Consider the following 25244-nt stretch of genomic DNA (forward strand, 5'->3'; position numbering starts at 1 on the left):
TGTTTTTTTCCTTTAAATTGTGGTATATTATAAGAGATGGAGGTAGCGATATGAGTGACAGAGCTTTTAATGCGGTTTTGAACGATGTTGATTCTTTTTCGTATAATCAGTGTGTTTTACTTTTGGCACGACTTACTCAAACATTGCAGAACTGGACTTCCAAAGATGAAAACGAAGATTTATTCTATTCAAAAAGTAATATTGCCCATCTTGAACGTGGAGTAAAAGCCTTAAACGAAGGGAAAGGTGTAGAGCACGAGCTTATTGAGGTCGATTAATGAAAAAAATCTGGTTTGATGAAGCGTGGAGCGATTACCTTTATTGGCAAGGACAGGACACACGACACTAGCAGGTGCGTTGTGTCGTGCCAATCAAACGGATTAATGCATTGATTCAAGATATTGAGCGAAATGGCTTTGATAAAGGGATAGGAAAACCAGAGCCTTTAAAAGAAAATCTCAACGGACTTTGGAGCAGACGTATTGATGAAGTTAATCGTCTAGTCTATAGAGTCGAGGGAGGAATACTACAGATTGTTTCTTGTAAGGGGCATTATAATTAAGAGGCCATACTTTTCCTAGCAAAAAACTCTTCAATCTCTCTCGTTGATAAAATCCTCATCGCAAAAAAAGCGGATTCATCAGCCGACACAACAGAATAGGAAAAACAGATTGACCATAAAGTTTACGAACTCTACGGACTGACGGAAGACGAAATTGCAATTGTGGAAGGGAAATAAGGCATGATAAAGCGAATAAACAAGATAAAGAATCTAGGAGTATTCTCTAACTATATCAGAAATTCAGAGATTCGGGATTTTGATGAAAAAAATATATTTTATGGTTGGAATTTCTGAGCCTGAATATACAGTTCATCCTAACGACATTATGATGATGTTCAAGGCGAATATGATATTTGTTGCTCAAAAAGATGACACTGTAAATGACACTGTAAATGCAATTTTGGCACTGATTGTCACCAGTTCTTCCTGCGACATTCCATATATAAGACCGCTATACGACACTATTTCAAGACTGTCAGAATAAATATAGAAAGCTGGACTCATCAAATCAGAATAATCATTATGCACAAAAGCATTGATAACGGCTTCCCTGGTATTAAAATCAACATGCATCGCCGAAGTGAAGATATAAGCTCCCTCATAAGGCTTTAAAAATTATGATGAAAGAGATGTTTATAAACATGAAGTAACTTTAAAAAGCACCGTTTTTACGGCACATTGCATCACCAGAATTTTTTTTTCATCAACCATTTTTTCCTCAAAAAAAACTGCTTCTTACCTGTTAATAAACACCCTGCTTATTAGGTTAATCACGAGGGTGCTTATTAACCTGATAAGCACACCGCTGATTAGTTAATCAGTAGACCCCTTACTAGACTAGTAAGCAGGGTGCTTTCTAGTCTAATCAGCATACCCTTTACTAGACTAGAAAGCGGTGCGTTATATGGAGAACTTACAGCCTGCATAACGGATTTATTACAGACCTGTTCACTGATTTGTTTTCATCACGAATACGGATTTATAAGCATGAATAACATTCCAGTACACAGCCCATATTACAAGCGTTAATTCAATGCAATTCACAAGACGTTTACAAGATTTTTCTATATAATTCCTTTTTATGAAGGACTACATTTTTTTTGACTTGGACGGAACGCTTACCGATTCGCAGGAAGGCATTTTAAACTCCCTGCGGATTTCCCTTTCGCTTTTTGGCATAAATCTTACGGATGATGAAATGCGCGTTTTTATCGGACCGCCGCTCAAAGAATCGTTTTCTAAGACAATGCACTTTTCTCCTGAACAGACGGAAAAGGCAGTCGCAGCTTTCCACGAATATTACGAGTCAAAAGGACTTTTTGAAAACCGCGTATACGACGGAATTCCAGCCGTCCTTGAACTTCTGAAAAATGCCGGAAAGCATCTTGCAGTAGCAACGTCAAAGCCGGAAATTCTTGCAGTAAGAATCCTTGAGCATTTTGAACTTGCGCATTATTTTGACTTTATCTGCGGAAGCAACATTGACGAAACCCGCAGCGACAAGGCGGAAGTCATTGCATACACAATGCAAAAATGCGGACTTACAAAAAAAGATGCAGACAGAATCATCATGACCGGTGACCGGAAAAATGACATTGACGGTGCGCACAAAAACGGAATACAGGCGGCCGCCGTCCTTTACGGCTACGGAAATCAGGAAGAATTCCTAAATGCAGGCGCTGATTACATCATAAAAACAGCGGAAGAATTGGGAACGTTCCTTAAAAACAGCTGATTTTTACGGCGGATACCGTTCTTTATTTCTGCAAAGCTTTAAAACAAGTCTCTCTGTAACATTGTGAACATTGCTGTTTTCTGATATTCTTTGCATAACTTATAAAAAGCGAGGACTCTATGAAACTTTGGGAAAAGGGTGCTTTCCTTTCTAACGGAAAACTTGTTGAATCTGTGCAGGGAGCAAATGCGGCTGACTGCGCAAAAAACACAATTGCGTACCGCATCTTGCAGAAACACAATACGTCTGCGGATGCTTCAAAACTTAAAATCAAATTTGACAAAATTACTTCACACGATATTACTTATGTAGGAATTATCCAGACGGCCCGTGCTTCCGGGCTTAAAAAATTCCCGATTCCTTACGTTCTTACAAACTGCCACAACTCACTTTGCGCAGTAGGCGGAACAATCAACGAAGACGACCACATGTTCGGTCTTACATGCGCACAGAAATACGGCGGAATTTACGTTCCTCCTCACCAGGCTGTAATCCACCAGTTTGCACGCGAAATGCTCAGCCGCTGCGGCGATATGATTTTAGGTTCTGACAGCCACACTCGTTACGGCGCGCTTGGTACAATGGCAATCGGCGAAGGCGGCGGAGAACTTGCAAAGCAGCTTTTAGGAAAAACTTATGACGTTAATATGCCTGGAGTAATCGCCGTCTACCTTACAGGTTCTCCTGTTCCGGGTGTAGGCCCTCAGGATGTTGCCCTTGCAATCATCAAGGAAGTTTTCAACAACGGCTATGTAAAAAACAAGGTAATGGAATTTGTAGGCCCGGGAATAAAAAATCTTTCGGCAGATTTCCGTATCGGCGTTGACGTTATGACGACGGAAACAACATGCCTTTCTTCAATCTGGGCAACTGACGAAAAAATCCGCGAGTTCTACGCAATCCACGGACGCGAAGGCGACTATTCAGAACTTACTCCTGCAGAAAATGCCTGGTACGACGGCGCAATTGAAATCGACCTTTCAGAAATCCGTCCGATGATTGCGCTTCCGTTCCATCCTTCATGTGCATACACCATTGACGAAGTAAACGCAAACCTTCTTGACCTTCTTGACGAAACGGAAAAACGCGCAAAGGTCAGCTTTGGAGACAAAGTTCAGTTCTCCCTTAAGAGCAAGGTAATTGACGGAAAACTTTACGTTGACCAGGGCGTAATTGCCGGATGCGCAGGAGGCGGTTTTGAAAACATCTGCGCTGCGGCAGACATCCTTAAGGGAAAAGACACTGGAAACGGAAAATTCCTTCTTAACGTCTACCCAGCTTCAATGCCTGTTTATATGGAACTTATGAAAAACGGCGCATTCGCTTCGCTTGTTGACGCTGGCGCAATCATAAAGACTGCATTCTGCGGTCCGTGCTTTGGCGCAGGCGACACTCCGGCAAACGGCGCGCTTTCTATCCGCCACTCAACACGCAACTTCCCGAACCGCGAAGGTTCAAAAATCCAGAACGGTCAGCTTTCTTCCGTTGCGCTTATGGACGCACGCTCAATCGCCGCAACTGCTGCAAACAAGGGATTCCTTACTGCGGCTACGGAATTCGACACGGAATTCAGCGGCAAAAAATATTTCTTTGACAAGACAATTTACGAAAAGCGAGTTTACGATTCAAAAGGCGTTGCACACCCGGAAGTTGAGATTCAGTTCGGCCCGAACATCAAGGACTGGCCGGAAATGTCTGCCCTTACGAACGACCTTCTTCTTAAAGTGGTTTCTGAAATCCACGACCCGGTAACAACAACAGACGAGCTTATTCCGTCAGGCGAAACTTCTTCGTTCCGCTCAAATCCGCTTGGGCTTGCGGAATTTACGCTCAGCCGCAAAGACCCTGCTTATGTAGGAAAAGCAAAGGCCGTACGCGACAGAACGGCTGAAGTAACGGAAGAAGTAAATAAAACCGCACAGATTCTTGAAAGCGCAAAGCCTGAATTTGCAGGACGCGTTCAGAAAGCCGGACTTGGTTCAACGATTTTTGCAGTAAAACCGGGCGACGGTTCTGCACGCGAACAGGCTGCTTCCTGTCAGAAAGTACTTGGCGGATGGGCGAACATTGCAAACGAATACGCAACAAAACGCTACCGTTCAAACCTCATCAACTGGGGAATGCTTCCGTTCCTGTACAAAGACGGAGACAAAAACCTTCCGTTTGCAAACGGCGACTACGTATTTATCCCGGACGTAAAGAAGATGGTAGAAGAAAAACTTGCATCCGTAAAAGCCTATGCAGTTAAGGCGGACAGCACCGTTACGGAATTCGAGCTTTCTACCGGAGAGCTTACTGATGATGAACGCAAAATCATTCTTGCAGGCTGCCTGATTAATTTCTACAGAAACTAACGGCAAATGATTCCGGTTCTTCTGGCGGCGGTAAACGCCTGTTACAATCATACGAATCTTGCCGTCCGCTCGCTTGCGCTGTACGCAGCAGGAACGGGCAAAAGGACGGCAGATTTCCGCGAATGGACGATAAACCAGAGCGCAGGAGAAATCCTGCGCGGAATTGCGGAAGAACAGCCTAACATAGTGCTGTTTTCAACGTATATCTGGAACGCCGCCGTAATACAAAATATTATTCCCGACATCAAAAAAATTCTTCCGGGCGTGATTATAGGTGCAGGAGGCCCGGAAGCTGGTTTTAATCCGCAGAACTTCCTTAAAAAAAATCCCGCGCTTGACTTCATAATTTACGGTGAAGGCGAAAAAACGGTGGCAGAAATCGTCAGTGCGTATAATCTTTATATGGAAAAAAACGGTTCGTTTTTTGCAAAAGATTTTCTTTTGGAGATGAAGTCCGTACGCGGAATTTTTATGCGCGGTGCAAACGGTTCGCAAAATTCCTTGCTTTTTACAGGAGAACAGTCTCTCATCAAAGATCTTTCTTTACTGCCTTTTCCCTATCCTGAAATTACAGACCCGGACAATAGAATTTACTACTATGAATCAAGCCGCGGCTGCCCTTTTTCGTGCGCTTACTGCATGTCTTCCCTTGACAGGAGAGTGCGCTTTATGCCGGCTGAACGCGTTTTTCAGGACATCCAGCGTTTTTTAGATGCTGGCGTCCGTCTTGTAAAATTCGTTGACCGCACGTACAACCTTAAGCCGGAACGATACATTTCAATATGGAAGTACATTCTTTCACACCACAACAAAAAAACGATGTTCCATTTTGAAATAGAGGCGGAATTTCTTACGGATGAAGCACTTTTGTTCCTGAAAACCGTTCCGCCGGGCGTAATGCAGTTTGAAATCGGAGTGCAGAGCACGAATAAAAAAACGCTTTGTGCCGTAGGACGTTCGCAGAATGTAGAAACGCTTTTTGAAAATATTGCACAAATTCCGCGCACAATACACAGTCACCTTGACTTAATCGCCGGGCTTCCGTTTGAAGATTTAAAATCATTCGGAAAATCGTTTGATCTTACAATGGAACTTAAACCGGATGCGCTTCAGCTGGGATTTCTTAAGATTCTTCACGGAACGGAGATGGAACAGTATGCAAAAAAGAACGGCTGGACTTGGATGGAACAGCCACCGTACGAAACGCTTTCTACGCCGTATCTTCCGTACAAAGACATTCTTCACTTAAAGGACGTAGAAACGCTGGTAGACGCGTACTGGAACAGCGGCGCATTTTCAAAAACAATAGCCTACATCGGAAGAACGGCAGGCTTCTGGAATTGTTTCAGCGGTATGGCAGAATACGCGCGCCGCACAGGCGTATTTTCCGCGCCGCGAAGGGAACAGTTCTGGTTTGAATTTCTGGCACATATTCTGAGCGGCGCAGACGGAGAAACAGCCGCCATTTTAACGAATAGAGCCGGCAAAATGCACTCCGATGTTGCAAAAGAACTTCTGCGCTTTGACTTTATCTCCGCCGGAAAAAAAGGCGGCTTTCCGCCCTGGTATACGCATATTTACAGCAAAGACGCGCACCGTTCCGTACTTGAGCAGAACGGCGGAATACGAAACGCACGGCTTGATTTTGCGTACTCCGATTTAGATACGTTCACCGTAAACCCGATGGCTGAAGCCCCGGAAGAAACGCGCGGCTCGTTCCGCATATTGTTTTTATACCGCGGAAGAAACCCAGAAGCAAAGAACAGGCAGATTTTAGCAGAAGAAATATTAAGGGGTAAAACAACCCCTTAATACGACTTGTTTTCATTCTATTTTCTGCGGTTTTCCTGTAAGAAGGATTCTTAGATTCAGTTTTATGTAACTGCATATTTCCCGAGCATAACTTGTGGGAACAAACAGAAGCGGTGTTTTTGAGGCAGTGCCGTATACGTCAGTAAAGCCCATTCGGCTGGCAAGACGTTCTGCACGCGCAATGTGAAAGTCGCTTGTAATGACGGTTACCGGTGCAGAAAGAATTTCTGAAACAGGAACGTTCTGGTGTTCTGCAAGAAGGGCTGCACTGTACTCAAAATTCTGGATTGTATCTTTTGCCATGTTTTCCGCAAGAACGCGATTTTCTTCAATGCCGTGCGCACAGAGCGCAGGTTTCAGCACGTCTGATTCCGGACAGGGAGAAAAACGGCCTTTTCCGCCTGTAACAACAGCAATTGCCTCCGGGTGTTTTTTAAGATAATCTGCTGCGTGTAAAATGCGCGCCTTTACGGAAGTTGTAAGCTCAGCATCCTTTGTAATTCCGCCGCCAAGAACAATGACATATTTTACTTTTTCAGAACCGGTTACAAGGCGCGGATGCGTAATGAACATAAGGTTTATAAAAGATATTATTGCGCCGGCAGAAACAATTACAAGAACGAAATTTTTTACTTTCCGCGAAAGATTTTTCCAAAAATGGTGTTTTCTGAAAATGAACAGAATGATGCAGACAACGGAAATCCAGAACCATACGGAAGAAAAGCTGAAAAATGTTCCTGCCAGTGTTCCCGGCGATGCAATTTGAAGGGCAATAAAATAAATATTTGAAAGAATTGCAATAACAAGGCAGATAATTGAAGCCATTTAGATTTCTCCGTTCCTGTAATTTTTTTTAATATAGTCAGATTATGATAAAAACGCAAGAACAGTTTTTTTTGACGAACTGAGGAAACAGTGAATTTCCCTAAAACACTTTTTTTTTCCTGAAAACTGCAATTTTCAGAGGTTTACAAATGTTTTTTGCACAAAAAAAAATAAAACGGTGTTATAATTATCGTATGGTGGAATTTTCTAATAATTCATCATTAGAGCAGTTCGAACTTCTGCAAAAATCGGGAATGTTGAATTCCCTTGAGCAGCTTCAAAAGGAAAACAGACAGCTTCAGCGTACCATAAAAGATATGTCTGTGCTTGTTACATATTCGGACGCAAAATCTATGATGAAGTTCATCATTTCAAAGTTTCTCGATTATCTTGTGCCGGAAACGCTTGTCTTTATGATACGGCAGCCGCGTTCAAATGAAATTACCCAATATTGCTACCGCAAGCTTATAAAGGAAGATGCTTTTCTGAACAACGATCTTTTTTATATTTTAAAAGACTATTTTGACTCGAACCCGAACTATTATATGAGCGGCGAAGCTGTTTCTTTTGAAAAACTTATGGATGATTTCAGCAGCAATACTTTTTCGCAGGAATTTCTTTCAATAGAACCAAAATACATTATTCCTCTTATAGGACTTGAAGGAACATACGGAATCGTAATCTTCACGAACAAAATCACCGGTCACCAGTACGACACGACGGAACTGTTCTACATTCAGAATATGTTTGCCGTGTTTGCTGTTTCGCTTCAGAATGAAATAAATTACAAAACATCAATCACTGACCCGAAAACCGGATTGTATACGTATGACTATTTTATAAACCGCATTCAGGAAAAAATCGCATTCGTGCGGCGTTACAATGCTCATCCGGCAGTCCTTATGCTGGACATCGACCATTTTAAGAATTTCAACGATACATACGGTCATCTTGCCGGAGACAAAGTTCTTGCAGCCCTTGCAAAAACGCTCCGCCATTCCGTACGCGAAGAAGACTGCGTAGCACGTTTTGGAGGTGAAGAATTCGTCATTCTTCTTTCAGAATGTAATCCGCCTTCGCTTTTTTCCGTAGCGGAACGAATCCGTAAAGAAGTTGAAAAAATGGAAGTTTTTGAAAAAGACGTCCGCCTTAGAGTAACAATCAGTATCGGCGGAAGTTTTATAAAACCTGACAAGTCAGAAACACCAAAAACGATAATCAAGCGCACAGATGATGCGCTTTACCAGTCAAAAGAAAACGGACGTAACCGCTGTACGCTATTATAAAAAAGAAATGTCCTAGCCTATTTGCGGACAGTTCCACAGCGGATGAGTAAAAACAGAAATCCCATCACCAAAAGCACGGGTAATATTTTTTGGCACAATTACTTCTTCCGCAGAACCGCATACAATTCCGCCATCAGAAAGAAGCGCGATTTTTTTGGCAAAACGGACTGCCGCATTGATATTATGAATTGAAACGACTACGCCGGTTTTTCCGCCGTCAGAAAGAATGCGCATTTTCTTAAGAAGCGCGGACTCGGCGTTTATGTCAAGCCCGGCGCACGGCTCGTCAAGGATAAGGAATTCTCCCTGCTGTGCAATGGCACGCGCAATGCGGCACTTCTGGAATTCACCGCCTGAAAGGGTAAAAACACTTCGTTCTAGAAGAGGCGTAATTTCAAGGAAGCGCGCCGCTTCTTTAACGCGCGAATAATCTTCTGCCGTATACGATGTTCCGGACGGCGCAAAACGTCCAGTTAAAATCATATCAAAAACAGTTGTATCCCAGGCAGGAAATTCTGACTGCGGAAGAAAGGCAATGCGCCGGGCAATCTCCCTGCGCGGTAAATCCAGTAAAAACACGGTGCGTGAGCCGTCATCCTCCGTTAATGAAGGCATTTTTTCAGCACTGTCTATCTGCAAAAAAGACGGAGATTTTTTTGACTTTCCGCGTTCAAGTCCTGAAAGAAGCTTTAAAAAAGTCGACTTTCCGCTTCCGTTCGCTCCGCAGACGCAGATAAAATCGCCGGGCCTTACCTCAAGAGATGCATTTTTCAAAACTTGTTTTGTGCCGTAAGAAGCGCACAGTTTCAGGCAGGACAAAATCATCTTCGTTTTTCCCCTGTAAAAATAAGAGAGATAAAAAACGGTGCGCCTAAAAGCGACGTTATAAGCCCCGCCGGAAGTTCAGACGGAGCAATTACAAGACGCGCCGCCGTATCGCTTAAAAGCAAAAGAATTGCACCGAACAGCGCAGAAAGCGGAATAAGGCGGACTGCTTTTGTGTAAATTTCGCCGTAAACTTTGCGCACGATATGAGGCGCAATAAGCCCAACAAACTGTATCGTTCCACCGGCGCAAACTGCGGCAGAAACAGCAAGGCTTCCTGAAACAAGCACAAGAATTCTTAAATGTGCCACCTCAAGTCCAAGCGACATTGCCGTCTGCTCGCCGCCTGTCATAATATCAAGGCGAGATGCACAAATCAGCATAAGAATGAACGAAAGTGCCGCCGGAAGGGCAATAAAACGCACCTCAGTCCAGCCGCGTCCGTTAAAGCTTCCCAAAATCCAGGTATAAATGCCGTGAAGTTCGCGGCTTTTTGTAAGCAGAATTACAGAAGAAACGGACGCATAAAGCGTACCGAGTGCCGTTCCGCACAATAAAAGCGTAACGCCGGAACGTCCGCCGGCTTTTCCGGAGATAAGCGTAACCACCGCGCCGGCAGCAATTGCTCCGACAAACGCAAGCATATTTACCGGAGCAACAGCACCAAACAGAACGGCTGAAACACCTGCAGTCTGCGCAATTACCGCGCCAAGCGTTGCACCGGAAGAAATGCCGATAATCCCTGGTTCGGCAAGCGCATTACGGAAGAACAGCTGAAAGCATGCACCGGAAGAAGCAAGCAGTGCGCCGGTAAAAAGCGCAAGAATTGAGCGCGGCAAACGAAGCGAAAACAGTATTATATGGAAAAAAGAAGAACTGTCCGTAAATGCCGAACGCATATCCGCAGCAGAAAGGCTCTGCGCACCAAATGCGACCGATGCACAGAACGCGGCAAGAAGAACAAATATGGCGACCGCAGTTTTTACGGCAAAAAAACGGTTTTTCATTTTCTGCTATTCAACCTGCACCTGCGCATTTACAGAATAAATTTTTTCGTGCAAAAGAGATGCCGCCTGTGCAATGCGCGGACCGGGACGGCTTACAACATCTGCATTCAGGCTGTAAATCCTGTTGTTTTTTACTGCGTCAATTTCCTTCCAGCCGCTACGGCTTTTTACCGCAAGAACGCCGTCCTTCTGCGCGTCGGAAATAAAAATAATTTCGGGATTTGCCATAATCACCGCTTCTTCACTCACAACAGGATATGATTGTTCTACGGCAGAAAAAATATTTTCTCCGCCGGCAATAGAAATCAGTTCGTTTATAAAAGATTTTCCGCCTGCACTCATATACGGCTGTGACCACACTTCCCAGTATACTGACGGACGTTTGCCTGTACAGGACAACTTGATTTTTTCAATGTCGCAAAGAATTCCGTTGCAGACAGACTGCGCTGTCTTTTCGTTACCGGTAATTTTTCCGATGTAAGAAATTTCGTCAAGAACAGACTGAACAGAATCTGCATCCGAAAGATACGTCCGTATTCCCTGCGCCTGTAAAAGCGGCACAAGGTGATCGTGAATGCCTTTTGTCATATACACAAAATCCGGGGAAAACGAAAGGACTGTTTCAAGACTTATAGTTTTTCCGTCAAAACCGCCGGCAGAAGGAAGCGTTTTTACTTCCGGCGGAAAATCACAGAAATCAGACCTTGCTGCCAGCCGGTTAAAAGCGCCTGCGGCGCACACAATCTCTGTAGCTGCCGGAGAAAGCGTTACAATACGCTCCGGTGCGGATAAGGCGGCCGGCGTCTGGGGAACGGAAGAAGCGCCTCCCTTCCTGCACGCACTAATCACGGAAAAGACAGCCAGCAGAGCACACACGCAAACATACAATCTAACTTTCATACCTAAAATGTAGATTATTCTTGTTCATAAAACAAGAGGGCTGCCAGCAAAAGCCGACAGCCCCTGTTGACATCCCTGCCCGTTACTGTTACCCTATACTTGCACATGGGTAACGGTAAAACATCCACAAAACATACTGTTCTTGAAATCCTGCGCGAAAGCAGGGCGGCGGTTTCTGGCGAAGAAATTGCGCAAAAGACAGGCGTTTCGCGCGTTTCGGTGTGGAAAGCTGTACAGGCTCTTCAGGCAGCCGGCTACGATATTTCTTCTGGCAAGAACGGCTACACCCTTACAAAAGATATTTGCGACAGTCTTTATCCATGGGAATTCGGCGCGTCGGAAAATTTGATTGCACATTTTCCGCAGACAAAATCAACTATGATAGAAGCAAGGCGCATTGCAGAATGTGAAGAAGCAGAAGGACGGCAGAATGCCCGGATTGTTACGGCAGACAGCCAGACGGACGGACACGGAAAAAACAACGCGCCTTGGACAACGACTAAAGGAAGCCTTGCCTGTACTATAATCACAAAAAACCGTATTCCGGTTGCGCACAGCCAGCGCCTTATGATGGCGGCACAAATTGCATGGGCAGAAGTACTTGAAAAGTCAGCAGGGCGTAAATTTTTTGTGCGCTGGCCTAACGACATCTGGACGGCACAGGGAAAAACAGGCGGAATTCTTGATGAACTTTCCGCATCAGCAAGCGTATGCCGCTGGCTTAATCTTGGAATAGGAATAAACATTACGGAAAAACCGGAACGTTTTTCCGAAGTTTCGGACTGCGTTTTTCCAGACGGAACGGCTATTACACGGAAAACGCTTCTTTTTCAATTCTGGAAAGAATTTAAAGTGCTGGAAACGCTTGCACTTGAAGATTCCGCCGCACTTTCTGACCGGTGGAACAGCCTGTGCTGCGATATAAAAAAAACTGTATGCCTTACAGACGCAGACGGCTTACCGACCGGAAAACAGGCCGTTTTTAACGGAGTGAATGCGCTCGGCTTTGCCTCGCTTACTTTCGTCAAGGAAACACGCATTTTTCCGCCGGGAACAGTCAGCTTTGTAAAAACAAAATTTTAAAAGATACATCTATTTATAGAAGGAAAAAATTATGAAAAAGAAAAAATCAACAGGAACAATCCTTGCCGCACTTTTTGCCGCACTTATTTCAGCAGGCTGCTTTATTCAAATTCCGCTTCCAGGCGGAATTCCGATTATCCTGCAGGATATGCTTGCAATGCTTTCAGGAATGCTTTTAGGACCTCTCTACGGTTCAATCGCCGTTTTTGTTTTTCTGGTACTTGGAAGCATAGGACTTCCAGTATTTTCAGGAAAAGCGGGACTTCAGGTGATTACGGCAGGACCGACAGGCGGATTTCTTATCGGCTATCTTTTGGGCGCACTTGCCGCCGGTCTTTTCCTTAAATTCCTGCTTCCTCCTGCAAGCGCAGAACGCCAGCACGGAAAGGCAAAAACTTACATTCTGATTACGGCGGCAGCAGTTCTTGCTACAGTAATTGTATTTGTCTGCGGAATAATCGGTTTTATGCACGTTACAGGTTCGGACTTTTCAAAAACCCTTGCCGCCGTTCTTATTCCTTTTATTCCGGGAAACCTTCTTAAAATCGTACTGATGGTTCCGCTTACTCGCACGTTCCGCCCCGTAATCGAGCAGTACACCGCAGCATAACGTATGAAAGACAGCACAATCGCACTTGAAGTAAAAAACGTGCGCCGCATCTTCCCGGACGGAACTGTTGCGCTTGACGATGTATCATTTTCAATTCACGCAGGAGAATTCGCCGTCATCGCCGGGTCAAACGGAAGCGGAAAAAGCGTCCTTATGTCGCTTATTGCCGGTCTTGACGAAGCAACTTGCGGAACAATTACGCTTAACGGCTGTCAGGCAGGGCTTGTCTTTCAGGACGCAGACGCGCAGATTCTTGGAGAAACGCCGGAAGAGGACGTTGCATTCGGCGCGAAAAACTGCGGGTTAAAAAAACAGGAACTTTCTGAATGTGTGGAAAACGCACTTATGCATACCGGTCTTCTTCACAAAAAAAATGCACCTGCGCGGATGCTTTCCGGCGGAGAAAAACGCCGTCTTGCCGTAGCAGGAATTATTGCGATGAACCGTTCGCTAATCATCTTTGACGAGCCGTTTGCAAACCTTGACTGGCCGGGAGTAAAAACAGTCTGTTCTATATTAAAGCAGCTTAAAGAGGAAGGAAAAACGATTATTGTCCTTACGCACGAGCTTGAAAAAATCATCGGAATGGCAGACAGGTTCATCATCCTTGACAAAGGAAAAATCCGCTTTGACGGAACGCCGGAAGAAGGACTAAAAGAACCGCTTGAAAAATGGAGCATACGTAATCCAGTAACAGCTTATCATTCGCTTGAGGATTTGGTATGGCTTTAGCAAAAACTGCACTGTTCGCATACCGGCGCGGAAACACCTCCGTGCACAACCTTCCCGCCCTCGTAAAACTTGTTCTGCTTTTTGCACTGTGCATCGTAACTTTTTACGGCGGTTCACCAGATGACGTTCCTTCCGTTCTTTCGCGCCCGCTTATCGCGCGTATGCTTACGTGCCTTGCAATAAGCATAATTCTTTTTTTCTTTGCAGGATGCAGCTGGCGGTCGCTCAAAAACCTTTCGTTTGTCCTTGTGCTTGGTGCGGCAGTTACAATTTTCCGTACTTTAGGCATTCCAGGCGAACCGACTGACATTCAGAAAGAATACATCATCTCTGTCCTTCCGGGAGTTTTTCTTAATCTGAACGGCTGTGCCGCAGGAATTCTGTACACCGTCCGATTTTTTATAACGACATTCACCGCACAGACAGTTTTTGAAACTACTTCTTCGCTTGAAATAAAGAGCGCAGTAGAAACCGTGCAGAATGCCGCAGCGCATATTGTTCCGCCGTTAAAAAAATGGAATCCGGCTCTCGTAATTTCACTTGCAATAAATTTTATTCCGCAGATTTTTGACACCTGGAACAGCGTCCACACCGCAGCGCGCGCCCGTTCGAATACTGGGAAAAAAAATCTTGTACAGACAATGCGCATAACATATCAGGAACTTCAGTCGCTTCTTTCCTGCCTGCTTTTTAAGGCAGAAACAACCCGGAAAGCAATACTGAACAGAGATATAAAGTAATGGAACCCTCTAAGAATTGCAATTTTTAGAAGTAACTTTGAAAATGCTTTTATAATCAGGATTAATCTTATGAAAAATACCATTTTGGAACTTGCAGAATCAGTAATTCACGACAGTTACGTTGTTTCGGAAGACGATGCGATGGATCTGTATCAGTCAGATGCCCCGGAAGAACTTTTTAGTGCGGCAGAGAAGATTGTTCAGTCCTGCTGTACAAAAAAAGCTGAACTTTGTTCTATTATAAATGCAAAACAGGGAAGATGCCCTGAAAACTGCCGCTACTGCGCACAGTCTGCCCACTGGAAAACATCCTGCACATCAACGCAAATGATTTTGCCGGAAGATGCGACTCTTACGGCAGAAAAGGCGGTGGCAGGACACATTACGCGCATTTCCCTGGTTACTGCCGGACGCGCACTTTCTGGAAAAGACTTTGACACCGCCCTTGAATGTTTCCGCACAATAAGCAGAAAATGCGGCAAAAAACTCAAGTTGTGCGCGTCACTTGGAATACTTGCGCCGGAACAGATGGAACAGCTTAAAGCCGCCGGCGTTACACGCTATCATCACAATATTGAAACAAGCGAATCGTTCTTCCCTTCAATATGCACCACGCACACATATAAAGACAGAATAAACACAATACGCGCGGCGCAGAATGCCGGTCTTGAAATATGCTCCGGCGGAATCATCGGAATGGGCGAATCTCGCAAAGACAGAATTGAATTTGCCGCCGCTATCCGAAACCTTAACGTTCAGTCCGTACCGGTAAACATTCTTACGCCAATAGCCGGCACACCCTTTCATGATATCCCTTCGGTTTCCACAGAAGAAATTCTCCGCACGCTTGCCGTTTTCCGTTTCATGATGCCGTCGCAGACAATACGGTGTGCCGCAGGACGAAAAACCATTGGCAATAACGGAGAACGTGCCTTCCGTTCCGGTGCAAATGCCTTGATTTCCGGCGACTTTCTTACGACATCAGGCTCTTCTACCGCCGAAGACATCGCAATGCTTAAACGGCTCGGGCTTTACTAAAAAAGTGCCTGAAATTCGGAAATCAGTTCATTTAAAATAATTTAAATTCCAATAAATTCTTTTTCAGAATCATTGTTTTTTTTCTTTAATATGATGTAATTGAAGAAATGCGGTCATCTCTAAGGGGTTGATTTAACCCCTTAATGCAGCTGAAATTTTCAGAGATTTCCGTGTTTTAATTCGGTCTCAAAGAGAAGTAAACTGCGCTATTTAGTCAACACAAAATTTTCACAGGTTTAAGGTGTAAAAAATTATGCAGCCCGTTTTCTTTCCAGTTCATTGTACTGGAAGCATTTATACATTTCATCAGGCCGTTGTAATCCAGAGACTGATGAAACCTCGCTGTGTTGTAGAAGTTGAAGCAGGCATTTATGCCGGCCTTCAAGTCTTTCATTGTCTCATAGCGTTTAAGGTAGATGTCCTCGTACTTGAGGCTTCTCCAAAGACGCTCAATCCTGATGTTGTCCAAAGCCCGGTAAAGTGAAAAGGTAAGATTTTCTAATCTTCGTAATGACCGCGACACGTTTTTATCAGTATTTTATTTTCTGCCATACTGTAAACAAGACGATTTTCTTTGTCGATACGGCGGCTGTATTCTCCGTCCTTGTGCTTCAGTTTTTCAGGTTTGCCTTCGCCTTCAAGTGCACCGTCACGGGAAATGCTTTTTAAGAGTTTGTTAATTTTTTGAAGAGTCTTTTTGTCTTGAGTCTGCCAGTAAAGATAGTCGTTCTAGCCTTCTTCTGAAAAAGTAATTTCGCTCATTCAGCCGCCATCGCCTCAAGTTCTTCCATTGTCTTTACGACAACTTTACCCTGTCTAATCTGCTCGTCTGCCAAATCGAGGCGGGCAAGATATGCGGCATTGTTCCGTGCTTTTTCAAGTTCTTTATAGTCTTTTTCCGAAACAATTACGACGTTCTTGTTTTCCTTACGCGGAACGATTACCGGCTCGCCGTTAAAAGCCATATCAAAATATTTTTTTATGTTTGCGCGAATGTCAATCTGTTTTGCCACTGTCATATTATACCTCCAGTAAAAAATCAATTAAGAAAGTTTGCAACGCAAACTTTAGATTACATAGCAAAAAAGTACTGTTTTATGTACTAAAAAACGTACAGTTTTTACAATTTAAAGATACTTTCCTTTTGTTAATATGTCAATCTATTTGCGTTTTATTGAATATTTTTTGTTTATTGCATATCATTACGCTATGTTTCGCAAGAGAATTTTTCCGGCGATTTTTCTGACTTTCTCGATTTTGTCCGCGGCTTCGTTTGCACTGCTGCGGAACGCCTGTACTGTACAGAACGATGCTGTTTTCCTTGCGTCTGCTGCCGGAAGAACCGCCGTCATCACCGACGGAAATATGACTTCCGTCCAAAAAACGGAACTTAACGAACTGAACGACATTCAGAAAAACACACAGGCGTTTTCTAAAAAAAACAACGCCGGCGCGTTCATTCTATACATAAAAAACGCCGTTTCCTGCGTTCCGCGCCTTAAAAAAGCAGAATTCATCGGTGCAATAATGCGCCGGCTTTCCGTACAAAATAAATACCTTTCTTCCGTCGTAAAGACGCAGACTCTCTTTTAGTCTGTTTTCCATTTTCATTGCTATATCTCACAAAGCCGCACGTTTGCAAAAAACGTGTACTTTCGGATTGTCCGCTTATGCGGACGAATTACGCAGTTTGAAAACTGAAGTTTTCTTCCTTTAGTAATTTTATAGACATTAATTTTACACAGTTCTTCATTTTCGCCATCGCCGGTATTTTCCTGTGCATTGTACTGCCGGAACTGGTGATTGCGCTAATCAAGAATATTTTAAAACATTTCGGGAAACAGACAGATTTATGAAAACAAAAAAATTATACAGGTTCAGCAGGTTTTTCAACGCCTGTACAGCAGTCAGCATCCTTATTATTCTTGGCGGAATAGCGAGATTTTTTATAAAGGGAATAAATTTTGGTCTTGAATTCAGACCGGGAATGATGGAACTTGTTTCTATCCGCGCGGAAAAACCGCTCCGGGCAGACGATGTGCGCACTGCCCTTACGGCGGTAAAAGGTGCGGAAGTAAAGGCAACAGGCGGCGGTATGCAGGGCGAACAGGTTTTCCAGATAAAAACCGCGCTTTCAAACGACGCGGAAAACGCCGGAAACAGCGACGCAATTATGCGCGGACTGTACACGGCTTACGGAATGGAAAACGTAAGCAAAATCAGCACTGATTTTATCGGTGCGCAGTTTTCGGCTTCTCTTATAAAAAACACGGTTCTTCTTGTGTCCGGTGCACTTGTCCTTATCTGGCTGTACGCGCTGATTCGCTTCCGGTGGGACTACGCACTGGGTGCAATTATCGCGCTTCTCCACGATACGTTCATCATCCTTACATTCATCGTTTGGACTGGAATGGAATTTACTACAACTACAATTGCAGCAATTCTTACGATTATCGGCTATTCGATAAATTCAACGGTTGTCATCCTTGACCGACTGCGTGAGAACATTCACAAATTTCCGGAAGAGAATTTTATTCTTATACTAGATAAATCGCTTTCCGAAACGCTCAGCCGTTCTGTCATCACTACGGTTACGACGATGTTCGCGTCAATTTCCCTTTTTGTATTTACAACAGGAAGCATTCACGATTTTGCAGGTGCGCTGAACGTCGGTCTTGTAAGCGGCTGCTATTCTTCAATTTTCATCTCAAGCGGATTTATTGCATTTGTCTACAAAATGCGGCAGAAACAGCTTTCCGCCTGATGAAAAAAACGGTATTTTCCGCTATACTCGGAGTATGTTTTTTCATTCAAAACCGCTTGTTTCTGTATGCATTCCGGTGTACAACAGCGAGCCGTATCTTATGCGCTGTCTGGAAAGTATTGCCGCGCAGGATTTTCCGGGCGCAAAGACGGAAATTATCATTGTAAATGATGCAAGTTGTGGCACGGATGCAGACGGAAACGACTGCGCCGCCATCGTAAAGTCTTTTAAAAAACAGCATAAAAGGAACATAAAACTTTTTTGCCACACAAGGAATAAAGGACTGGTAGAAGCGCGGCGCACGGCAATATGCGAGGCAGAAGGTGAATATATCTGCATTGTTGACAGTGACGACTGGCTTACTCCGGGTGCATTGCGCCTTCTGTACGAAGCGGCACAGAATACCGGTGCAGATATTGTTCAGGGAAAAGCAAACGCCGTTCTTCCGCCGGATTTCAGTTTCCTTTCTAAAGATGAACAGTCTTCCGTAAAAAAAACGGCTGAAAAAAAGCAGGAAACGGCTAACATCACCTCAAAAGAGCCTCTTCTGGGAAAAGACATTCTCAAAGGCTATACCGTTCTTAGAAATCATAGCGGTTTTTTATGGGGAAAACTCATCCTCCGCGAAACTTACCTTAATGCGCTGGAGCATATTCCTCCGATTTTCTGCACGATGCTTGAAGATACAATCCAGTATTTTTTCATTGCATTTGAAGCAAAAAAATACGTTTCCATAGATGCAACTGTTTATAACTATTCAATAAACACCGGAATTTCAACAGGCACCCGCATTACAACCCTTTCGCAGTGGGAGCATATCTGCTCCGCTGCTTCTGTTTTCACCGCGCTGTTTGACGAAATAAGCCAGCTTCCAAAAGACAGCTTTTTGCCGGAAGAAATGTACGCCGTAAAAAAAGAATGCCGTGGAATGCTCAGAAAAAACATTCAGCAGATGGATTTTGTAACCCCGGAACTAAAAAAAGAAGCCCGCAATATTCTGTGCGAATACTGGGGGCATTCTTTTGTTCAGGAAGTTGAATGTGAAATAGAGACGGACGGTAATTCTACCGCAAGTTCCTAAAAACCTGCGCCGTACTGACTGTAATAATCATCTATTTCTTTTTTCAATTCGTCTGTAATGTACGTTTTATCTCCGTTTGTATAAAGCGCATCAACAACGTCTTTCATAGAAACAATTGCTTTTGCCGGAAATCCGTATTTTTCGGTAATTACGTCAAGCGCACTTTTAGACGAATCAAGAGCGCGCTCCATTCTGTTAAGACTTACGATTTCACCCACAATTTTAATTGCGCCCGGCTTTGTTTCCTGCGCTTTTATTTTCGGGTACGTTTCTTCAATCGATTTTCCGGAAGTCGTAACGTCTTCAATAATTACTACGCGGTCGCCGTCCTTGATTTTATAGCCTAAAAGCGCGCCTTTGTCCGCACCGTGATCCTTTTCTTCCTTGCGGTCGGAACAGTACTTTACTTCCTTTCCGTACATCCTGGAATATGCAATCGCCGTAGCTACGGCAAGCGGAATTCCCTTGTATGCCGGGCCAAAAAGAACGTCAAAATCATCGCCGAAATTATCGTGTATTGCATTTGCATAAAAGCCACCCAGACGGAACAGCTGGCTTCCGGTAATATACGCTCCGGCATTCATAAAAAACGGCGACTTGCGCCCGCTTTTAAGCACGAACGAACCGAATTTCAGAACTTCGCACTCAACCATAAAATCAATGAATTCTTTTTTGTACTGTTCCATTTTTGTGTCCTTTTTCTTTTTCAGTCTACTTTATTCGTAACGTATTTTTTTGCATTCTCCTGAACCGCGGCAGAAATAACTTCTTCCATTTTGTCAGTCAGGCGTTTTGCAGCAATCGTTTCCGGCAAATCCTTGTACTCGTCAATCGGAATTTCAGGTAGAAGCGAAAAATCATAAACGTATTTTTCCGTATGATTGTATGACCACATCGGGTCGTGCTTTCCAAGACCGTATTTGTCGTTTCCGCCGACTAAAACAGGCTGAACGCCGCATTTTGAATAATAAGCAATGCGTGCCGCACCTTTTTTATACGGATTTGAACCGTGCCTAGGAGTGCGCGTTCCTTCCGGGAAAATAATGACGTTGTTTCCTTCATCAATCGTCTGCTTGCATAGACCGCAGAGTTCGTTGAAATCAAGCGAATTTACAATGTAGCACTGCTTTATTACTCCGGCAAGAACAGTCCGCGTAAGTCCGCCGCGCACAATGCAGTTTGCATTCGGCACAAGCGACATAATGAATACAAAATCAAGCATAGACGGATGGTTTGCAATAATTACTTTTCCGTGAAGGTTTTTGAACTTTTCGCGGTCACTTACCTTTACGCCTACAGTTCCCGTAAATTGCATAAAATTGATAAAACCGCGGAATGAAGCAGAAACGAACCGGCGCGCCGCAATCTTAAACTGTTCTTTAGGGTGAACGAATACGCGAATCCAGGGAAAAACGAACAGCGCAAGGAAAACGCTTCCAATTCCGAAATACACATAGAAAAACAGTTTCATAAACGCGCGGTAAGTGTAGGAAAACCAGTTTTTTACTTTTGGAAGTTCGCGGTGATTATATTTTGCATCCAGTTCTTCTTTTGACTCTTTACTCATTTTTCTTTCCCTTAACTCTCGACACAAAATCCAGTACGGTTTCTACACCGTCAATTTCAACTAGCGTTCCGTCCTTGCCGGCACCCTCACCCAGTACGCAGGCAAACGCAAACGGCTTGTTTTGTGCCGGCTGCAATGCGCCGTATTCGTCAGGCACATATTCATCTGCATACACAAGAACGACGTTTTTTTCGCTTCCGCACAGTACAGGACTTGCAGCAGCATACAGCGCATCCCGGAAATTTTCTTTTGACGGATAAATTACCGAATATCCGCTTTTCAGTTTAAGGCATAATGTAGCCGCCGCAATCGGAGCGTTAAATACACTAAGGCTAAAACCGGCAGGAAGAATCTCTCCATCCTGAATTATTCCCCGGTTTATTGTAAATTCGCGCTCAATCTCTCCGCGGAATGAAACGAACACCTGTTTGTATTCCCTTGCAGAAGGAAATTCTTCAACAAGGTCGTGCAGAACCTGAACGGTCATTCTGGTAATCTGGCTGAGTCTTCGCTTAAAAAGCGGGTCTGCAAATTCCAGTTTTGGCTTTTCCTTTTGATTTTCTTCTGCAGGATGCCATATATGTACGTTTGAAACTGCTATCTTCATTTTATCTTATTTTTTTCTAAATACAAGAAGCGAATAAGCATTTGAACCAAGATTGTGATGAGCAGTCTTAAGCTCAAAACCAGCCTCAGAAATTGCATTTACCAGTTCCTCATAGCGGTACATCTTGCTGTTGCCGTTTGCAATGCACGTAAAATACAGCGACGTTGCCATAAGAGAGTATGAACTTGCCTCAAAATGCTGCTTATCCCACAGCGGTTCAAGGACGTAGACGTTAGTTTCCGGTGTTGCCGCCTCGTACACCTTCTTCAAAATTTTCGTTATCTGGTGAAGGCTAAAGCAGTCAAGGAACTGGCTCATCCATACTGCATCAGGTGCAGACGGAAGTTTTGTAGATGCGTCAAGAACATTACCCGTGCAGAAACCTATTCTGTCTGCAAAACCTGCGGCGGCGGCATTTTTTTCCGCAACGGCAGTCTGTCCAGGAAGGTCAACAATAGTCATCTTTACGTCAGGATTGTAGCGGCAGCAGGAAATCGACCATTTTGCCGTATTTCCGCCTATATCTATCATAGTACGCGGTTTTTCTGCAAAAACAATCGGAAGCGCTTCCGGAAAGGCAATGTCGCTGTAAAAATGGTCAAATTCGAACCAAGATTTTTTTGCCTTTTCAGGAAGCGTAGAAAGCGCCTCATAGACAGTCGTCCACTTGTCGCCGAATACTTTAAGACCTTCCGGCTTTCCGTTCTTAACGGAAGCCGTTAAATCCCATGCACCCTGATAGCATATATCGTTAGTAAACCAGAAATTTACCTTTGTTAAATCGTCCTCCAGAAGCATCCAGCCTGTTTTTCCGATAACAAAACGTTCTTCATCCGCCTGTTTTGCAAGCTTTATGACGTTCATTCCAAGCATCATCTCGCAAAGAACGCCTGCACCATACTCAGAAACGCCTGTTTTCTGCGCCAGCTCCTTACGTGAAATTCCGTCATCACCAGAATCTTCAATTGCCTTTAAAAGTCCAAGCTCAAGCATCGCACGTACTGCCTGAAAACAAAGCGGCGCAAACGCAATTTTCTGAGCCTCAAATTTCGCATCTACTGCACGGATATTATCTTCCCTAAAAGAATCCATATTAAAATAAGAACTGTCCGTTTTTTTCATCATACATTAAAAAATATAGTATATAGAATGATTTTTCAATCCCTGCGGACAGAAGGTAAAAACATCTGCCCGTTTGCAAACACTGCCTGTTTTCACTAGAATGAAAGCGAGGTATTTATATGTTATTTTCACCTGTAGAAATTCAAGAAACAGTAAGTATGTTTATGAAGCAGAAGCTTGACATCCGATGCGTAACGATGGGTATAAGCCTGCTTGACTGCGCTTCTGAAGACCCTAAGCGCGCTTGTACTAAAATATACGATAAAATTATGAAAAAAGCCGGTAACCTTGTAAAGGTCGGTCAGGATATAGAAAAGGAATTCGGCGTGCCGATTATAAACAAGCGTATTTCCGTAACGCCGATAGCCCTTGTTGCCGGCGCAAGCAGCGCGACTTCATACGTTGACTACTGCAAGACGCTCGACACCTGCGCAAAGGAACTTGGCGTCAACTTTATCGGCGGATTCAGCGCACTCGTTCAGAAAGGCATAACTCCGACGGACAGAATTTTGATTGAATCAATTCCAGAAGCGCTTGCCACAACTGACTTTGTATGTTCGTCCGTAAACGTTGGAACAACGAAAAACGGCATAAATATGGATGCCGTAAAACTGATGGGCGAAATCATCTGCAAGACTGCCGAGCGGTCAAAATCATGCGACGTAAACGGCTGTGCAAAACTTGTTGTATTCTGCAATGCCCCGGAAGACAATCCGTTTATGGCAGGAGCATTCCACGGACCGGGAGAAGGCGACAGCGTAATAAACGTAGGCGTTTCAGGACCGGGCGTAATTCTTGCCGCCGCACGTGAATACAAAGGAAAACCGATAAACGAACTTGCGGACGGCATCAAGAAAATGGCATTTAAAATCACGCGTATGGGGCAGCTTGTCGGTTCGGAAGCGGCAAAACGGCTCAATACAAATTTCGGCATACTTGATTTGTCTTTAGCACCGACTCCTGCGGTAGGTGATTCTGTTGCGCGTATTCTTGAAGAATGCGGCATTGAGGGTGCAGGAGCGCCGGGAACAACAGCGGCACTTGCAATGCTTACCGATATGGTAAAAAAAGGCGGCGTAATGGCAAGTACGAACGTTGGCGGTCTTTCCGGCGCATTCATCCCTGTTTCTGAAGACGAAGGAATGATTAACGCCGTAAAGCAGGGTTCAATTTGCCTTGAAAAACTTGAAGCAATGACGACAGTCTGTTCCGTCGGACTTGATATGATTGCAATTCCGGGCGACACGCCTGCAACTACTGTTTCCGGCATTATGGCTGACGAATTTGCAATCGGTATGGTGAACAACAAGACTACGGCAGTACGCCTTATCCCTGCTCCGGGTAAAAAAGCCGGTGAATGGGTTGAATTCGGAGGTCTTCTTGGCGGATGCCCGGTTCTTCCGGTAAGCAAATTCAGCTGTGCGGACTTCATAAACCGCGGCGGACGAATTCCTGCTCCTATCCATTCGTTCAGAAACTAACTGAACTGGAAGCAGACTATGACTTCCGGCTCTGATAAATATTTTGTATGCGGTGCTAATTCAGTTTCTTCTGTTATAGAAGAACTGAAAACGACCTGCACTCTTTCTGACTCGCAGCTGCTCAACATTCTGTCTACCGATAAATACGACCAAGAACTTTTTTCTGCGGCAGACGAAGTGCGGCGGAGCGTTTACGGCGACCGCGTTTTTATCCGCGGACTTATAGAAATCACAAATTATTGCAGGAACGACTGCTATTACTGCGGAATACGCCGCTCAAACGAACAGGCGGAACGGTACAGGCTTTCCGCTGATGAGATTTTCAGCTGCTGTCAGGAAGGATACGCTCTGGGATTCAGGACGTTTGTCCTGCAGGGAGGAGAAGACGCGCAATGCACCGATGAATTTATATGCGGAGTAACGGCGCGCCTTCACGATGCATTTCCTGACTGCGCAATAACGCTTTCTTTAGGCGAACGCCCGGAAAGTTCGTACCGGGCAATGTACAGTTCCGGTGCGCGCCGCTACCTTCTGCGCCACGAAACTGCTGATTTTGCCCACTACGCAAAACTCCACCCTTCATCTATGAGTCTTGAAAACAGAATGAAATGCCTTTCCGCCCTTAAAAAAATCGGCTTTCAGACCGGAGACGGTTTTATGACAGGCGCACCTTTCCAGACGGCGCATCATATCGTAAAGGACATACGCTTTATGCAGGCGCTTTCTCCTGATATGATAGGAATAGGTCCGTTCATTCATCACCGCACCACACCGTTTGCGCATTGCCCGGACGGTACGCTTTCCCTTACGCTAAGGCTCATTGCAATTTTGCGCCTTATATTCCCAAAAGCGCTTATTCCGTCTACCACCGCGCTTGCAACGCTCTGCCCAGAAGGACGGATTTTAGGACTAAAAGCCGGCGCAAACGTCGTTATGCCTAACCTTTCGCCGCGCACCGTCCGCAAAAAATACGAGTTGTACGAAAACAAAGCGCACGGCGGAATGGAGTCTGCGCAGGAACTGGATGCGCTTAAGAAAGCGGTAAAAGAAGCCGGATATAAAATCGTGGTAGATAAAGGAGACAGGGCAGGATTTTAAATTCCTGCCGGAAAA

General features: G+C 44.5%; 26 protein-coding genes and 2 pseudogenes. 17 read left to right on the plus strand and 11 right to left on the minus strand.

Annotated elements, in window-relative coordinates:
• Positions 1-50 precede the first annotated feature (50 nt).
• From B5D55_RS00530 to B5D55_RS00555, 6 genes are all read left to right on the plus strand, one after another.
• The gene (locus B5D55_RS00530; protein WP_143593110.1) at positions 51-278 is read left to right on the plus strand and encodes a type II toxin-antitoxin system Phd/YefM family antitoxin; all 228 of its coding nucleotides are present in this window, start codon (positions 51-53) and stop codon (positions 276-278) included.
• A gap of 74 nt (positions 279-352) precedes the next feature.
• The gene (locus tag B5D55_RS00535) at positions 353-562 is read left to right on the plus strand and encodes a Txe/YoeB family addiction module toxin (RefSeq protein WP_407701166.1); all 210 of its coding nucleotides are present in this window, start codon (positions 353-355) and stop codon (positions 560-562) included.
• A 259-nt stretch (positions 563-821) separates the two neighbouring features.
• Positions 822-1046 (plus strand): hypothetical protein, encoded by a 225-nt coding sequence (locus B5D55_RS00540; protein WP_078932027.1) that lies wholly within the window; start codon positions 822-824, stop codon positions 1044-1046.
• Between the two features lie 597 nt (positions 1047-1643).
• Positions 1644-2297, plus strand: a complete 654-nt coding sequence (locus tag B5D55_RS00545; protein WP_078932028.1) for an HAD family hydrolase — start codon at positions 1644-1646, stop codon at positions 2295-2297.
• Between the two features lie 119 nt (positions 2298-2416).
• Positions 2417-4651, plus strand: coding sequence for a hydratase (locus B5D55_RS00550; protein ID WP_078932029.1), 2235 nt, complete (start codon positions 2417-2419; stop codon positions 4649-4651).
• A gap of 6 nt (positions 4652-4657) precedes the next feature.
• Positions 4658-6463 carry a B12-binding domain-containing radical SAM protein gene (locus B5D55_RS00555; RefSeq protein ID WP_078932030.1) on the plus strand — a complete coding sequence of 602 codons (1806 nt, stop codon included), beginning with the start codon at positions 4658-4660 and terminating at the stop codon, positions 6461-6463.
• 12 nt (positions 6464-6475) lie between these two features.
• Here B5D55_RS00555 and B5D55_RS00560 read toward each other — a convergent pair whose 3' ends face one another.
• Positions 6476-7288 (minus strand): YdcF family protein, encoded by an 813-nt coding sequence (locus tag B5D55_RS00560; RefSeq protein WP_078932031.1) that lies wholly within the window; start codon positions 7286-7288, stop codon positions 6476-6478.
• Between the two features lie 194 nt (positions 7289-7482).
• On the opposite strand from B5D55_RS00560, the gene B5D55_RS00565 reads away from it, so the two are divergent.
• Positions 7483-8574: a GGDEF domain-containing protein gene (locus tag B5D55_RS00565; protein ID WP_159446116.1), complete on the plus strand. Its 1092-nt coding sequence runs from the start codon at positions 7483-7485 to the stop codon at positions 8572-8574.
• Positions 8575-8586: 12 nt separating this feature from the next.
• Here the strand turns inward: B5D55_RS00565 and B5D55_RS00570 are convergent, their stop codons facing one another.
• From B5D55_RS00570 to B5D55_RS00580, 3 genes are read right to left on the minus strand one after another with little or no spacing between them, the layout of a single operon-like run.
• Entirely contained in the window at positions 8587-9399 is an 813-nt protein-coding gene (locus B5D55_RS00570) for an ABC transporter ATP-binding protein (protein ID WP_078932033.1), read from the minus strand.
• Positions 9396-10406 carry a FecCD family ABC transporter permease gene (locus tag B5D55_RS00575; protein ID WP_078932034.1) on the minus strand — a complete coding sequence of 337 codons (1011 nt, stop codon included), beginning with the start codon at positions 10404-10406 and terminating at the stop codon, positions 9396-9398. Before B5D55_RS00575 ends, B5D55_RS00570 begins: the two co-directional genes overlap by 4 nt.
• A 6-nt stretch (positions 10407-10412) precedes the next feature.
• Positions 10413-11306: an ABC transporter substrate-binding protein gene (locus B5D55_RS00580; RefSeq protein WP_078932035.1), complete on the minus strand. Its 894-nt coding sequence runs from the start codon at positions 11304-11306 to the stop codon at positions 10413-10415.
• Between the two features lie 105 nt (positions 11307-11411).
• Here B5D55_RS00580 and B5D55_RS00585 point away from each other — a divergent pair, with 105 nt between their 5' ends.
• The 5 genes from B5D55_RS00585 to bioB all read left to right on the plus strand — a co-directional run bounded on the left by B5D55_RS00585 (position 11412) and on the right by bioB (position 15509).
• Positions 11412-12389, plus strand: a complete 978-nt coding sequence (locus B5D55_RS00585; RefSeq protein ID WP_078932036.1) for a biotin--[acetyl-CoA-carboxylase] ligase — start codon at positions 11412-11414, stop codon at positions 12387-12389.
• 31 nt (positions 12390-12420) lie between these two features.
• Positions 12421-12999, plus strand: coding sequence for a biotin transporter BioY (locus B5D55_RS00590; protein ID WP_078932037.1), 579 nt, complete (start codon positions 12421-12423; stop codon positions 12997-12999).
• A 3-nt stretch (positions 13000-13002) separates the two neighbouring features.
• Positions 13003-13731: an energy-coupling factor ABC transporter ATP-binding protein gene (locus B5D55_RS00595; RefSeq protein WP_078932038.1), complete on the plus strand. Its 729-nt coding sequence runs from the start codon at positions 13003-13005 to the stop codon at positions 13729-13731.
• Positions 13722-14471 carry an energy-coupling factor transporter transmembrane component T family protein gene (locus B5D55_RS00600; RefSeq protein WP_078932039.1) on the plus strand — a complete coding sequence of 250 codons (750 nt, stop codon included), beginning with the start codon at positions 13722-13724 and terminating at the stop codon, positions 14469-14471. Before B5D55_RS00595 ends, B5D55_RS00600 begins: the two co-directional genes overlap by 10 nt.
• Positions 14472-14540: 69 nt before the next feature.
• The gene (bioB, locus tag B5D55_RS00605; RefSeq protein ID WP_078932040.1) at positions 14541-15509 is read left to right on the plus strand and encodes a biotin synthase BioB; all 969 of its coding nucleotides are present in this window, start codon (positions 14541-14543) and stop codon (positions 15507-15509) included.
• A 316-nt stretch (positions 15510-15825) separates the two neighbouring features.
• Here the strand turns inward: bioB and B5D55_RS00610 are convergent.
• The 3 genes and pseudogenes from B5D55_RS00610 to B5D55_RS00620 form a co-directional block, all read right to left on the minus strand.
• Positions 15826-15984: pseudogene (locus B5D55_RS00610) on the minus strand (integrase core domain-containing protein); the annotation flags it as partial.
• Between the two features lie 23 nt (positions 15985-16007).
• Positions 16008-16226, minus strand: a pseudogene (locus B5D55_RS00615) (Txe/YoeB family addiction module toxin); the annotation flags it as partial.
• Positions 16227-16267: 41 nt separating this feature from the next.
• Positions 16268-16528, minus strand: a complete 261-nt coding sequence (locus B5D55_RS00620; protein ID WP_078932042.1) for a type II toxin-antitoxin system Phd/YefM family antitoxin — start codon at positions 16526-16528, stop codon at positions 16268-16270.
• Between the two features lie 190 nt (positions 16529-16718).
• Between B5D55_RS00620 and B5D55_RS00625 the strand changes: the two genes are divergently transcribed.
• The 3 genes from B5D55_RS00625 (at position 16719) to B5D55_RS00635 (ending at position 19354) form a co-directional block, all read left to right on the plus strand.
• Positions 16719-17102 (plus strand): hypothetical protein, encoded by a 384-nt coding sequence (locus B5D55_RS00625; RefSeq protein WP_143593112.1) that lies wholly within the window; start codon positions 16719-16721, stop codon positions 17100-17102.
• A gap of 259 nt (positions 17103-17361) precedes the next feature.
• Complete coding sequence (gene secF / locus B5D55_RS00630; protein WP_078932044.1) at positions 17362-18273, plus strand: protein translocase subunit SecF; 912 nt, start codon at positions 17362-17364, stop codon at positions 18271-18273.
• Between the two features lie 34 nt (positions 18274-18307).
• Positions 18308-19354 carry a glycosyltransferase family 2 protein gene (locus B5D55_RS00635; protein WP_143593114.1) on the plus strand — a complete coding sequence of 349 codons (1047 nt, stop codon included), beginning with the start codon at positions 18308-18310 and terminating at the stop codon, positions 19352-19354.
• Here B5D55_RS00635 and pyrE read toward each other — a convergent pair.
• From pyrE to B5D55_RS00655, 4 genes are read right to left on the minus strand one after another with little or no spacing between them, the layout of a single operon-like run.
• A complete protein-coding gene (gene pyrE / locus B5D55_RS00640; protein WP_078932046.1) occupies positions 19351-20040 on the minus strand; it encodes an orotate phosphoribosyltransferase in 690 nt (229 codons plus the stop codon). The two genes, B5D55_RS00635 and pyrE, sit on opposite strands and share 4 nt — an antisense overlap.
• Before the next feature lie 20 nt (positions 20041-20060).
• Complete coding sequence (locus B5D55_RS00645; RefSeq protein WP_078932047.1) at positions 20061-20921, minus strand: lysophospholipid acyltransferase family protein; 861 nt, start codon at positions 20919-20921, stop codon at positions 20061-20063.
• Positions 20914-21528 (minus strand): beta-ketoacyl synthase chain length factor, encoded by a 615-nt coding sequence (locus tag B5D55_RS00650; RefSeq protein ID WP_078932048.1) that lies wholly within the window; start codon positions 21526-21528, stop codon positions 20914-20916. Before B5D55_RS00650 ends, B5D55_RS00645 begins: the two co-directional genes overlap by 8 nt.
• 6 nt (positions 21529-21534) lie before the next feature.
• Positions 21535-22653: a methyltransferase gene (locus tag B5D55_RS00655; protein WP_200805261.1), complete on the minus strand. Its 1119-nt coding sequence runs from the start codon at positions 22651-22653 to the stop codon at positions 21535-21537.
• A 116-nt stretch (positions 22654-22769) separates the two neighbouring features.
• On the opposite strand from B5D55_RS00655, the gene B5D55_RS00660 reads away from it, so the two are divergent.
• A complete protein-coding gene (locus B5D55_RS00660) occupies positions 22770-24131 on the plus strand; it encodes a PFL family protein (RefSeq protein WP_078932049.1) in 1362 nt (453 codons plus the stop codon).
• An 18-nt stretch (positions 24132-24149) separates the two neighbouring features.
• Positions 24150-25229: a [FeFe] hydrogenase H-cluster radical SAM maturase HydE gene (hydE, locus tag B5D55_RS00665; protein ID WP_078932050.1), complete on the plus strand. Its 1080-nt coding sequence runs from the start codon at positions 24150-24152 to the stop codon at positions 25227-25229.
• Positions 25230-25244: the final 15 nt, after the last annotated feature.

It is taken from the genome of Treponema porcinum (assembly GCF_900167145.1).
GTDB lineage: Bacteria > Spirochaetota > Spirochaetia > Treponematales > Treponemataceae > Treponema_D > Treponema_D porcinum.